The sequence below is a fragment of the Bradyrhizobium sp. McL0616 genome (assembly GCF_049993385.1).
Lineage (GTDB): Bacteria > Pseudomonadota > Alphaproteobacteria > Rhizobiales > Xanthobacteraceae > Bradyrhizobium.
On record NZ_CP188255.1, the window covers coordinates 2531224 to 2543605 of the forward strand.

A 12382-nucleotide genomic window follows, 5' to 3' on the forward strand; every position below is an offset into this window, starting at 1 on the left:
TCTGAATTCCTTTTCATTTGAACGGCGGTCCGACCGTCCTCATCTGTCCGACGATCCCGCGTAACTTGCTCCAGGCAGACCACCATGGGAATTGTTCGCTTCGCGCTACGGCTTCCGCACACATTCTATGTGCTTGCCGCGCTGATCCTGTTTCTCGGCGGGATCGCCATCCGGTCGATGCCAACAGATATTTTCCCGGAGATCCGCATCCCCGTCGTCACGGTGGTCTGGAGCTACACCGGCCTGTCGACGCCGGAGATGGAGCAGCGCGTCAGCACTTACAGCCAATATTCGATCAGCGCCAACGTCAGCGGCATCAAGAATATCGAGGCGCAGACCCTCAACGGCCTGTCGGTTCAGAAGATCTACTTCCAGCCGGACGTCAATCTTGATCTCGCGATCTCGCAGATCGTCTCGGCGACCAATGCGATCCGCGCCCTGATGCCGCCAGGCATCCAGCCGCCGATCATCGTGCAGTTCAATGCCTCGAGCGTCCCGGTGCTCCAGCTCAGCCTTGAGTCGAACAGCCTGAACGAGCAGCAACTCTACGATTTCGGCATCTACCGGATCCGCCAGCAACTGGCGCCGGTTCCGGGCGTGACATTGCCCACGCCTGCCGGCGGCAAATACCGCCAGATCATGGTCGACATCGAACCGAACAAGCTTCTGTCGCGCGGATTGACGCCCCTCGACATCGTCAACGCGGTGAACACCCAGAATCTGACGCTGCCGACCGGCACGACGAAGATCGGCGATACCCAATATACCGTTCGAACCAACGCGACGCCGGCCACGATCCAGGACCTCAACATGATCCCGGTCAAGTTCGCGAACGGTGCCACGATCTTCCTGAAGGATGTCGCGCAGGTCCGCGACGGAGCCCAGGTCCAGCAGAACATCGTGCGCGAGGACGGCCACCGCGCCGTCCTGCTCAGCGTCATCAAGAACGGAAATGCCTCCACGCTCGCCGTCGTCAATGGTGTGAAGGCGGCGTTGACGTCGATACGCGCGTCCGCTCCGGCGGGGCTGAAGATCAATGAGCTGTTCGATCAGTCGATATTCGTCACCCATTCGGTCGATGGCGTGCTGCGCGAAGGTGCGATCGCCGCCGGCCTCACGGCGCTGATGATCCTGGTGTTTCTAGGATCGTGGCGATCGACGCTGGTCGTCCTGATCTCCATCCCACTGGCGATGCTGTCCTCGCTGATCGTCCTGTATTTTCTCGGCGAGACCCTCAACACGATGACGCTCGGCGGGCTTGCGCTCGCGGTCGGTATCCTTGTCGACGATTCGACGGTGACGATCGAGAATACGCACCGGCTCTGGACCGAGGAAGGCAGGCCGTTGCCCTATGCGACCCTGCACGGAGCCGCCGAGATCGCGGTGCCGACGCTGGTCTCGACGCTTGCGATCTGTTGCGTGTTCACCTCGGTCGTATTTCTGGAGGGCCCCGCCAAATACCTGTTCACGCCGCTCGGACTCGCCGTGGTGTTCGCGATGCTGGCGTCATACGGGCTGTCGCGGACGCTCACGCCCATCACCATCGGTTTGCTGCTGAAGGGCGAGCGGCGTCATGGCGAGGGCGAGCGCCCGTCGGGCATATTCGCGCGCGCCTCTGCAGCGTTCGAGCGCGGGTTCGAGCGCCTGCGCGATCGGTACTCCGATCTCCTGCTGAAATTGTTGCGGCATCGCGCCGTCGTGCCCGTCATCGTCGTGCTCGTTTTGGCGCTCGGAGCGACCATGTTCGCCTATGTCGGCAGGGATTTCTATCCTGTGATCGACGGCGGCCAAATCCAGCTTCATGTCCGCGCGCCCGCGGGTACGCGCATCGAGCTTACGGAGGCGGTTTTCCAGGCGGTCGAGGACAAGATCCGCGAAGTTATTCCGGAACGCGATCGGGCGCTGATCGTCGACAATATCGGCCTCCCGGCACGGCCCTACAATCTCGCATTCACGGACGGCTCGACGATCGGGGTGAACGACGGCATTATTCTGGTGTCGCTGAAGGACGGGCACAAGCCGACTGCGGATTACGTCAGGAAGCTGCGGCAAGTGCTGCCATCGGCATTCCCGGAGGACACCTTCTATTTCCAGGCGGCCGATATCGTTACGCAGATCCTGAACTTCGGTCTCCCGGCGCAGATCGATGTCCGCACGGTCGGTTACGGCAGCAACAATCTGGCCGTGGCCAAGCAGCTGCAGAAAAATCTCGCGGCGATCCCCGGTATCGTTGACGCGCATTTGCAGCAGGAAGTCGATGCTCCCGCGTTCTACGCCGACATCGACCGCACCCGCGCCGCGCAACTGGGCCTCAATGCGAGCACGGTGGCGACCAATATCAATGTCAGCCTGAGCTCGTCCGCGCAGGTCTCGCCGAATTTCTGGACTGATCCGACGTCAGGTATTCCGTATTACCTGGCCGTGCAGACACCCGAATACAGGGCTAATTCGCTGAACGCGCTGGGCAACACGCCAGTGTCGGCCTCGCTTGCGGCAAGCGGGCAAACGGTGCCTGGCCTCCTCAGCAATGTCGCGACCTTCAAGCGGGGCACTGTTCCCACCAATTTGAACCAGGCCAATGTCCAGCCGGTGTTCGACGTCTATGCGAGCGTCCAGGGCCGCGATCTCGGCAGCGTTGCCGCCGACATCGGCAAGGTGACATCCACCTTGCAGAAGCAACTCCAGCCAGGCAATTCGATTGACGTTCTGGGGCAGATCCAGAGCATGCATCAATCGTTCCGAGACCTCGGAATCGGACTGCTGTTCGCGGCCATCCTGGTCTACCTGCTGATGGTTGTGAACTACCAGAATTTCGGCGACCCCTTAGTCGTCATCCTGGCGCTGCCAGCGACATTCTGCGGCATCGTGACGATGCTGTTCATCACCGGGACGACGCTGAACGTGCCCTCGCTGATGGGAGCTATCATGGCGGTCGGCGTTGCTTCCGCCAATTCCATCTTGCTCGTGACCTTCGCGCGTGACGAGCAGTTGAAGGGACATTCCGCGTTCCAGGCGGCGCTGAGCGCGGGCCGAACGAGGATCCGACCCGTGCTGATGACCGCGGCGGCGATGATCGTGGGCATGATCCCGATGGCGATCGGAGGGCCGGGCGAGGAGCAGAATGCAGCGCTCGCGCGGGCGGTCATCGGAGGACTGCTGTTCGCAACCCCGACCACCTTGCTGATCGTGCCTTACCTCTTTGCCATGTTGCGCAAGGGTAACGACGGCAAGCCTCGTCACGGCGTATTCGAGGAGCAACCGGAATGAGTAATGTTGGCGCAAGGACCGACGAAGACCAGGCGAGAGACCGACCCGGGGCGGAAAGCCCCCGCATCGTGGAGCTGCCGGGCAGGGGCGCACGATCTGGACGCCGTTACGGTGGCGCGCTGCTCGGGGGAGGCGTGCTCCTGCTCCTTGCGGGCGGTCTCGGCATCGGCGGCTGGCGGCACTATGAAGCCGCGCGTGACGTGGCCGCAGTGGCACAGCAGGTTCGGACCAGCGTTCCAGAAGTTCGGGTGGCGACAGTCCGGCCCAGCGACGACCTCATGAAGGTCACTCTGCCGGCGACGACAACCGCGTTCGAGGCGGCCAACATCTTCGCGCGGACCAGCGGCTATATCGAAAAGCGCTACGTCGATATCGGCGATCGGGTCAAGAAGGGCGATCTCCTCGCGGAAATCACCGCTCCCGAGCTGGACCAGCAGATCGCGCAGGCGCAGGCGACGCGCGCCCAGGACCAGGCTGCGCTTCAGCAGGCGCAAGCGAGCCGGGAACTGGCCGACGTCACCAACTCGCGTGACAGCAATCTCGTCAAGCAAGGCTGGTTGACGGCACAGCAGGGCGATAACGATCGTCTCACCCTGCGCGCGCAGCAAGGGGCGGTGGGCGTCGCGCAGTCGAACATTACAGCGCAGGAGGCGCAGATTCGCGTCCTCCAGCAGGAGAAGGCCTATCAGCGTGTGGTGGCGCCGTTCGACGGCGTGGTCACGCAGCGCAACGTGGACAATGGCAGCCTGGTGCAAGCCGGGTCGACCTTCATGTTTACAATGATGCATTCCAACGTCATCCGAACCCAGGTCTTCGTGCCGCAGGACGAGGCGTTCGGAGTCGGCCCGGGCGTCGATGCTGACATCCGCGTCCCCGAGATTCCGAGGCGGACGTTTGCGGGCAAGGTCACGCGAATCGCAACCGCGCTGCAGCCGGGGAGTCGGACGCTGCTGACCGAGATCGACGTGCCCAACCCCGATGGCCTGCTCAGTCCGGGCATTTATTGCACGGTCGAATTATCGATCCCGCGCAGGACGCCGTCGATGACGATCCCGTCCGACGCGCTCGTCTTCGATCAGAACGGTCTCCATGTCGCGGTCGTGCGGAACGGTACGGTTCATTTGCAGCAGGTCTCGATCGCTCGCGATTTCGGCACCACGGTGGAAGTACGCGATGGCGTGCAGCCCGGCGATCAGGTCGTACTCAATCCTGCGGTCAACCTGGCAGAAGGCAGCAAGGTCACCGTTCGCAAGGTTGCAACGAGCTAGGGATACGAATGATGATGCGGGTCGCGTTCGCAACGATGGTCGCTTTCCTCTTGGGATTCTCTCCGGGCGAGGCACAGGTCGCAACGACCGGCACCACGGCCATGGATCTGCCGACCGTGCCGGGCGCGATCGTGATCTCGCCGCTGAACAGTCCGGGGCCGTTTTCTGCAGCCACCGTGTCGGGCACGCCGGATACGACGCTGGCGCCTGTTCCGCTCGCCACGGATCCGACCACGCCGGGGACGGAGGTCATCTGCGCTCCACCGGCGTCATCGCCAATGCCGGTGCCGGCGACTCCGACCGTCTCGTCCACCGGCCTTTCGACGCCGGGAATCGCGGCGCCGATCCTCACGGGACAGAACGGCAGCTCCATCGGGACAATCTCCACGGTTCCGCCGGCGGGAACGGGTGCGACGGTGGCATGCAGCTCAACGCCGGGAGGACAAGTGACGAGTGCTGCATCCCTGCCGCTTTCGATTCCGCAAGTGCCTGAAAGCCCCGCGCCCGGCACGATCCTGGCGGACACGAGCGGCGCCGGTGGCACCGGCTTAGACCCGAATGCGGCCGTCGTGCCTAGCCCGAACAGCTCGGCTTGCGCGGAAGGGGTCTCGATGAATCTGGCGGAGCCTGCGACGGTGTTGCCGGCCAACGCCTCAGGCGCAGCGCCAACGCCGGGCGTGTCACCGATCCTGCCGCCGGGATGCTGAGGTGGAGCTGCAGGGGGGCCGTGTCATCGCATCATGCGGCATTCGCCGGTCATGTTGCCGGGCGCAGTTTGCGGACTTCGGCATCCGGCGGAAGCATGCTTCCACCGTCCCTGTATTTCCAGTCCACCATGACGGCCTTGTTGCCCCTGACCGCGGTGCGGCCGACGAATGTTCCCATCGTGCTCTGATGGTCGATCGAACGCCAAGTTGCCGGTCCAAACGGTGTGTCGAAACTGACATTGCCAAACCCGTCCGCCATCGTCTCGGTGTCGACGCTTCCGAGGCGCTCGATTGGAGCCGCGATGGAGCTGATCATGGCGTGACCGACCACCGAGCCCATGGTGGGAGCCTCGCCGTATCGCGAGGAATAGGCCGACGCGAACGAGCTGTTGGCCTGGTGCAGGATCTCGGTCACGGGATAGCCGGTGACGATCCATCCTTTCGGCGCGTCCTCTCCGAGCGGATTGAGATATTCGGGCTCGCCGGTCGTGAAGGATACGACGTGTCGCCCTTCGAACAGGCCTCGATCATTTCCTTGCCGGACAAATTTTGTGAGATCAGGTCCGAAGGTGACGTTGAGGATCGCTTCGGGATTTTGCTGGGCAAGTGCGTTCACGACCACGCCGGCATCGATGACCCCCAAGGGCGGCCACTGACTGTCAACGAACTCGACATCGGGTCGACGTTGGCTGAGAAGCTGCCTGAACCACCTGACGGCCGACTGCCCGTACTCGTAGTTCGGAGCGATCGTCGCCCATCGCGTCGCCTTCAATTGCGCGGCCTCCTCTACCAGCATCGCTGCCAGCATGTACGTCGAGGGGCGGAGGCGGTAGCAATATCGATGTCCCCTCTCCCAGACGAGGGCGTCCGTGAGCGGCTCGCTCGCCACGAACAAGATCCGATTCTGCCGGGCGAAGTCGCTGATCGCGAGGCCGATATTCGACAGATATGCGCCTGCCAGCAGATCGACGTCGTTCCTGCGCACGAGCTCCTCTGCCGCGCGGATCGCGACGCTGGGTTTGCCTTCGTCGTCCCGGCTGATGATCTGAAGCTCGCGCCCGAGAAGGCCACCCTTCGCGTTGATTTGTTCGACCGCCAACTGCCAGCCGCGACGATAAGGCAGGGTGAACGCAGGGGCGCTGCTGTAGGAGTTGATCTCGCCGATCCTGATCGGTCGCGCGCCCTGCGCATGGATGAGACCGGGCGAAAACATCGACGCGCCGACGCCGCCCAGAACCTGTCGTCGAGAAATGTTCATCAAGCAAGGTCCAGAAGTTCGAGTGAGGGATCGGCAGTGCAGGACATGTTGTTTCGGCGGAAGGCATTGCAACCTAGTGGCAGGTGCAAGACGCGGGCCGGTCGCCGTCGCATGTCGAAAGCGAGATGCCGGGTATTTCGGCCAGAGCGCGGACAAAGGCGAGTGCGGGAAGATCGATCTCCTGATCGAAGAGGGCGCTGACCGGACCGACGAGATCAAGTGCTGTCTGCTGACGGTTCGATCCCGCCATGATCCGTGCCCATGCGGCCGCAACCTTGAGCTCGTAGAAGCGGGATTGCTGGTCCCTGGCCACGGATAGTCCCTCGGCGAATAGCAATTCGGATCGAGAGAGGTTGGTTGGATCGTTGGCCAGGAGAATTTCGCCCTTGATCCTCAACAGGTCCGCAAGGCACCACAATTGCCGGCCTTGCCGCGACATGGACAAGGCCTCTTCCACCGCAGCCAAGGCCTGTGCAGCCTCACCGCCCGCGAGCAGACCCTCGGCGAGCGATCCGAGAAACTCGGGGTTGCGCATCAGCCATCCGTTCTCGGTCCGCGCTTTCAGGCCGCCGCGCAGCAGCGCTATTCCGTCGTGATGCTTGCCTTGCAGAACCAGCAATTGTCCCTTCAAGCAGGACGTCCAGCTGGTCCAGAAAGCTATTCCCTCGCGTGTGACGAGTTCGAGAAGAGAGGATATCGCCTGTTCGGCGGCGGCAAGGTCATGCGTCATCAGCGCGATCGGGCAGACGGCGTTCCGGAGTGCGTAGGCGATCGCAAGCTTGTCCTTCTCACGCTGGGCCTCCTGGAGGCACTCGGCGGCCAAGGATCTGCTCTGGGCGATCTTTCCCTGCAACAGCAGGACGCGGGCCAGCATCGCCTTGGCGAGAACGCTCTGGTTCAGCAGAAACCACATCTGGTTTGCGCCGCCGTTCAATCCGTGAGCCGCATGGTCAAGCGACAGGGTCAGTTCGCGTCGCGCATCCTCCTGCATTCCGAAAAAATGGGCGGCAGCGCCGATCAGGCGCCGGCCGACCGCCTCGTTGGCGGGATTTGGGGTGCGCAGCGCGATCTCGAGGTAGCGTTCGCCGACCTCCTTGGCCGCGGCATATTGGCCCGAGTTGAGGTTATAGCTCCATAACGTCCAGACAGCCTTGAGCTGAAGCTCGAGATCGGACAATTCCTCGGCGAGCACGAGACCGATGCTCAGCGCCGCCTTCATGCGATCCGCCGACCCCGTCGTGTTGAGAAGTGCGAATCCAAGAGCGACATACAGCTGCGCCTTGAGTTTCGGAACGCAGGTGAACTCGGGACCGAAATGCGCAAGAGCGTGCTCGATCCGCGTCGAGCATTCCACGAAGGACAGCAAGTGCATCCATACCGGGACGAAGCCGGCCGTCAGCTCAATGCCAAGCGCGGTATCGCCATTGGGCGAAAACGCCCAATCGAGCGCCGCATGCACGTTTCCGATTTCCCGCGCGAAACGGGAGAGTCGTCAGGAGCGGGAGAGGCATCGCCGAGTGGCGCGATGATCTGCCTGAGAAAGCCAGCATGCCGTCTGGCAGCCTGCTCGACGAGGCCTGCTTCCGCGAGTTTCTCCAGGGCATAAGCGCGGGTGCTCTCCAACAGGCGCCATCGTCCCTCGAAAGAGGGATCCAGCGACACAAGCGATTTTCCAACCAGATTGAACAGCGTTTCGACGACGTCCGACCGCGCCACGGTGTCGTCCATCATCGCACCGGCCCCATCGAGCGTGAAGCCGGCCGGAAACATCGCGAGCTGGCAAAGCAGCTTCTGCTCTGCCGCCGGCAAAAGGTCATAGCTCCAGTCCAGTGTCGCCCGCAGTGTCTGGTGGCGCGGCAATTGATCGCGGCGGCCGCCGTTCAGGAGCTCGAAGCGCCTGTCCAGGCGGAGCAGTACGGTGTCTACCCCGAGATTGACGGCCCGGGCTGCGGCAAACTCCAATGCTAGCGGAATGCCGTCGAGGCGGCGACAGATGGCGGCGATTTTCCGAAGCTCCTCCGCGCCGGCGACGAAGCTTGCGCGCAAGGCCCGCGTTCGTGCGACAAACAGCTGCACTGCGCTTTCCCGGAGCAGCAGATCGGGTTCGTGCATATCGGGGCGACGAACCGACAGCGCCGGAATGGCCGCAACATATTCGCCGTCGATGCGGAGGCCTTCGCGGCTGGTCGCGAGAACGGTGACGTTCGGACAATAGCGAAGTACGGCACTCGCGATATGCGCGGCGGCTTCGATCACATGTTCGCAATTGTCGAGGACCAGAAGCAGACGGCGCGTTCCGATGGCCTGCGCAATGCTCGCAGCCGAGACTTCCTTGCCATTCGAGGCGAGCTTGAGTGCACGGGCGCATGCGGATGCCGCAAGTGCCGCATCCTGCAGGGTCGCGAGCTCGACCAGCGCAACGGAATCGTTGAACGAGGACGCAGCATTGCGCGCGAGCTCGATTGCCAGCTTCGTCTTTCCGATGCCGCCGGGTCCGACCAGGGTCACGGCCCGATATGCGGACAACACATCGGCCAATTGGCTCAGACAATCCTCGCGACCGATGAGAGGCGCGCGGATGCTCGGCAGGTTGCTGGAAAAGGGCGCATCGGCCGGCACCGTGACGAGTGCGGCCTTAAGGTGATCCAGATGCCCGCTTCGCCAGGCTCCGGCCAGAGTATATCCGCGACCTGAAATCGTCTTGAGCAGATTGCGATCTTCGCCAAGCGCTTTCCGGACAGCCGAAATGTGAACCTGAAGCGTGTTGTCTTCGACGGTCAGGCCCGACCAGACGCTCCCGATCAAATCGTCCTTTGTGACAAGGAGACCCGCCGAGCCGACCAGCTTATCGAGAATTTCGAATGCGCGGCTGCCGATCGGTACCGTGACGTCGTTGTATCTCAGCTCTCTTCGTTGGCAATCGATCAGCCAATCTCCGAACGAGTAAGTGCGATCAACCGGCGACAACATAGGGGGGTCCGTGCATCAAATTCACTGCCGTGATCCGAAGGAAGTCACGAGCCCACCCTTGAGATCACCGACCCTTGGCAAGACTTTGAAAGCGCAAATACGCTTGGCTGTCCTACAGGGGCGGCCGTCGGCGTGTCAAGAAGGCCTGCCCAATCGTCGGCGACAGGTCATTGTCGATGCTGGCGCCCGATGCGCGCGTGTTCAGCACACGAATTCGTGACAGCGGTCGGGCGTGTGTCACAATGGGAAAGTCGATCGAAAGGAGCCCTATGCCATCAATGGAGGCATCATTCGCTCACATCGCCGGGAATTGCTAGTGCAAGGACGCAGAGCACAAATGCGTGCGAGAGACGTGCACCGGTCGCAAGAACGGCGGCCTGGTCGTGAGCCGCCGTCCTTCGTTCAGCCGAGAGGTCGAAATCCGGAACGTTGACACGATCAACTTCCAGTCGGCGTCAACCGGACTTGCTCCGGTTCGCGAACTCAATAGCCCGAGGTGGGCTCGCAGGGCGGCCGGCGCCAGGGGGCGCTCGCATAGGCACCGACGTCGGGAGCACGGACGCAGCCGCGCTTGGAGGTGACGGGCACGCGCTGAGCCGACGCATCGGCGTCGACATTGATACGCTTGGCGTTACCTTCGCGCGCCATCACGGGGGAGGCAATCATGGCTGCGACCACGAATCCGGCCGACAAGAGCTTCAGTAGAGTCATCGAACATCTCCTTGAGAAAGCGCCGCCGGGAACACCTCGGCCCGCACGCAAAAAGTGTGCACGAGTGCGCTAAATCCGCAGTGTTGATCGAACGAACATTTTCGCCTTTGCACGAAGTCGTCGCGCGGCGCTGACTTCAAACGTCGATGGTCATCCGACAGGGAGTTCGCGTGTTAGTCAGGCGAGGACGTCGCCTGGTCCGCGCGTCCATCCAGCAGCGGGCCAAACCATTCCCACCTCTCGCCGTTGAAACGCATCATCTGAAGGTGCTCGATCGGATGAAAGTCCGTCGGCGATGTCTTTATGCGAACACCGGGAATGTAGGCCTCGATTTCGAGATCGAGATCCGCTGCCACTCTCATGATTTTCTCACGCGTCAGATCGTCGCCGCAGCGCCTGATCACCTCGACGAGCCCACTCGACATGTTGAAGGCCACCAGCGGTCCGCTCTCCGATCGATCCGCTTCCGGATAGTATTTCGCCATGAACGCGTGAAAGTGCTGCATGCCCGGATGGCTGTCCCACTGCGGATCTGTCACGTCCATCTGATATCCCGCGCTGAGAATTCCTTTCGCGTTGTCCGGTCCGGCGGGCTTCAGCACCGCGCCGACCGAGACCGAGACGTTCGTCACGATGTGGATGGGATGCCAGTCCAGTTCGGCGAGCTTCCTGATCGCCTGGGCGGCGAATTTCGGCGTGGCAATGTCGATGAATATGTCGGGAGCAGCGGTCTTGATCGCGACGACCTGGGAGTCGATCGTCGGCGCGCCGACGTCGTATGGCAGGCTGGCAACCACCATTTGCGCGTACTTCTCCTGCAGAACGTCCTTCAGCCCCAGCAGATAGTCGCGACCGAAATCGTCGTCCTGGTGCAGGATACCGATCCTGGCACCCGGATGGTGTCGCAGAATGTAGTCCGCGTAGATGCGTGCTTCGATTCGGTAGCTCGGTTGCCAGCCGATGGTCCAGGGAAAGTGCTCGGGATCGGCCCAGCGGGACGCTCCGGTAATGACGAACAATTGCGGCACGTGCCGGCTATTCATGTACTTCTGGATGGCGGCGTTGCTGGCCGTACCGAATGGAGCGAAGACCGCGAGCACCTCGTCGTTCTCGACGAGCCGTCGCGCTTGCTCGACCGCTTTGGACGGACTGTAGGCGTCGTCATACGAGATGAAATTGATCTTCCGGCCGTTGATCCCGCCATTGTCGTTGATCATGCGGAAATATGCGCTCATCGTCTTGCCGATGATGCCGTAAGCCGACGCCGGACCGCTGTAGGGCATGATGTTGCCGATCCGGATCTCGGTCTCGGTTGCGCCGGGATCATACCGCGGCTCAGCGGAAGCACTGACATCGCCGGCCGCAAGCGCGGCCCAGGATATGACGAGCTTTCCCAGACGCCACGCAGTGCCCGAAATCGAGTAACTATTTCTGCCCGTGACCAAGTGATACCTCCATTGCGTTGCCGGTTTTCGCACATGCCAAACCCTGACCACCGGCGCCTCGAATATAGCGCGGACGGCGCCGGGAGCCCGGTTACGGATGCTGAAGAATTGTTAAGTTTCGCAGTTGCCGCGCGGACTATCGGGCGCGAGGTGATCGAGCTTGCTGCAAGGCCCGCAGGAGGTGGGCCGCGTGGCGCGGCCGCACCCCCGCTCGGACACCCTCATCTGCACTTGGCAGGACGCATGATGCTCGCTTGCGATATCTCCTCATTGACGCCAGTGTTGGTTGTGAAGGCGGCCTGCCGCGAATACGGGCGCGGCGCCACCGGGCCGCTCGAGGCCCATTCGTCCGGCGGGCGTCAGCGCGCCGCCATTCAGCACGTCGCGATCGGGGTACATCGATGCGAAAGCTGCCGGCTCCTGATCGGCGAAGGACCAGGCTGCGGATGCGGACGATATCGTTGCCGTTGAGAGCAGCGCCGCGGCGATCAGGATCTTGAATGCACTCATAGCGATTCTCCATTGCTTGTTGTGTGTGCGGAGAGGCGCTTGGCGACGACGGCTGCTCGGCTGGTGGCGTTTCCGGAATTGTTCTTGATGGTTATGTAGGATGTCCGGGCGGAAATCCCCGGCGGATGTGCATCACTCTTGCGGGAAGAGTCTGTCACCGTTGTCAGAAGCCTCGCGCGATCGTGCGTAGTCAAACGCGTCTGATCCCCGTTTCTAGGAGGCAGTTCGTTTGAACATCTGGAGTGT

General features: G+C 62.3%; 9 protein-coding genes. 3 read left to right on the top strand and 6 right to left on the bottom strand.

Going from position 1 to position 12382, the window contains the following annotated elements; translation table 11 throughout:
- Positions 1 to 84: 84 nt before the first annotated feature.
- From ACPPVR_RS11980 to ACPPVR_RS11990, 3 genes are read left to right on the top strand one after another with little or no spacing between them, the layout of a single operon-like run.
- A complete protein-coding gene (locus ACPPVR_RS11980) occupies positions 85 to 3267 on the top strand; it encodes an efflux RND transporter permease subunit (protein ID WP_426614422.1) in 3183 nt (1060 codons plus the stop codon).
- Complete coding sequence (locus tag ACPPVR_RS11985; protein WP_426614423.1) at positions 3264 to 4535, top strand: efflux RND transporter periplasmic adaptor subunit; 1272 nt, start codon at positions 3264 to 3266, stop codon at positions 4533 to 4535. The genes ACPPVR_RS11980 and ACPPVR_RS11985 overlap by 4 nt, the downstream gene beginning before the upstream one ends.
- Positions 4536 to 4546: 11 nt before the next feature.
- Positions 4547 to 5242 carry a hypothetical protein gene (locus ACPPVR_RS11990; RefSeq protein WP_426614424.1) on the top strand — a complete coding sequence of 232 codons (696 nt, stop codon included), beginning with the start codon at positions 4547 to 4549 and terminating at the stop codon, positions 5240 to 5242.
- A gap of 49 nt (positions 5243 to 5291) precedes the next feature.
- Here ACPPVR_RS11990 and ACPPVR_RS11995 read toward each other — a convergent pair whose 3' ends face one another.
- From ACPPVR_RS11995 to ACPPVR_RS12020, 6 genes are all read right to left on the bottom strand, one after another.
- A complete protein-coding gene (locus tag ACPPVR_RS11995) occupies positions 5292 to 6500 on the bottom strand; it encodes an ABC transporter substrate-binding protein (RefSeq protein ID WP_426614425.1) in 1209 nt (402 codons plus the stop codon).
- A 73-nt stretch (positions 6501 to 6573) separates the two neighbouring features.
- On the bottom strand, positions 6574 to 7959 hold the full coding sequence (locus tag ACPPVR_RS12000) for a hypothetical protein (RefSeq protein WP_426614426.1): 1386 nt from the start codon (positions 7957 to 7959) through the stop codon (positions 6574 to 6576).
- The gene (locus tag ACPPVR_RS12005) at positions 7896 to 9470 is read right to left on the bottom strand and encodes an ATP-binding protein (RefSeq protein WP_426614427.1); all 1575 of its coding nucleotides are present in this window, start codon (positions 9468 to 9470) and stop codon (positions 7896 to 7898) included. The genes ACPPVR_RS12000 and ACPPVR_RS12005 overlap by 64 nt, the downstream gene beginning before the upstream one ends.
- 483 nt (positions 9471 to 9953) lie before the next feature.
- Positions 9954 to 10181: a hypothetical protein gene (locus ACPPVR_RS12010; protein ID WP_426614428.1), complete on the bottom strand. Its 228-nt coding sequence runs from the start codon at positions 10179 to 10181 to the stop codon at positions 9954 to 9956.
- A gap of 173 nt (positions 10182 to 10354) precedes the next feature.
- On the bottom strand, positions 10355 to 11626 hold the full coding sequence (locus tag ACPPVR_RS12015; protein ID WP_426614429.1) for an ABC transporter substrate-binding protein: 1272 nt from the start codon (positions 11624 to 11626) through the stop codon (positions 10355 to 10357).
- Between the two features lie 267 nt (positions 11627 to 11893).
- Entirely contained in the window at positions 11894 to 12136 is a 243-nt protein-coding gene (locus ACPPVR_RS12020; protein WP_426614430.1) for a hypothetical protein, read from the bottom strand.
- Positions 12137 to 12382: the final 246 nt, after the last annotated feature.

Bases quoted from the DNA above. Each gene is read 5' to 3' on its own strand.
- ACPPVR_RS11980 (WP_426614422.1), top strand. From the start codon at position 85: ATGGGAATTGTTCGCTTCGCGCTACGGCTTCCGCACACATTCTATGTG.
- ACPPVR_RS11985 (WP_426614423.1), top strand. From the start codon at position 3,264: ATGAGTAATGTTGGCGCAAGGACCGACGAAGACCAGGCGAGAGACCGA.
- ACPPVR_RS11990 (WP_426614424.1), top strand. From the start codon at position 4,547: ATGATGCGGGTCGCGTTCGCAACGATGGTCGCTTTCCTCTTGGGATTC.
- ACPPVR_RS11995 (WP_426614425.1), bottom strand. From the start codon at position 6,500: ATGAACATTTCTCGACGACAGGTTCTGGGCGGCGTCGGCGCGTCGATG.
- ACPPVR_RS12005 (WP_426614427.1), bottom strand. From the start codon at position 9,470: ATGTTGTCGCCGGTTGATCGCACTTACTCGTTCGGAGATTGGCTGATC.
- ACPPVR_RS12010 (WP_426614428.1), bottom strand. From the start codon at position 10,181: ATGACTCTACTGAAGCTCTTGTCGGCCGGATTCGTGGTCGCAGCCATG.
- ACPPVR_RS12020 (WP_426614430.1), bottom strand. From the start codon at position 12,136: ATGAGTGCATTCAAGATCCTGATCGCCGCGGCGCTGCTCTCAACGGCA.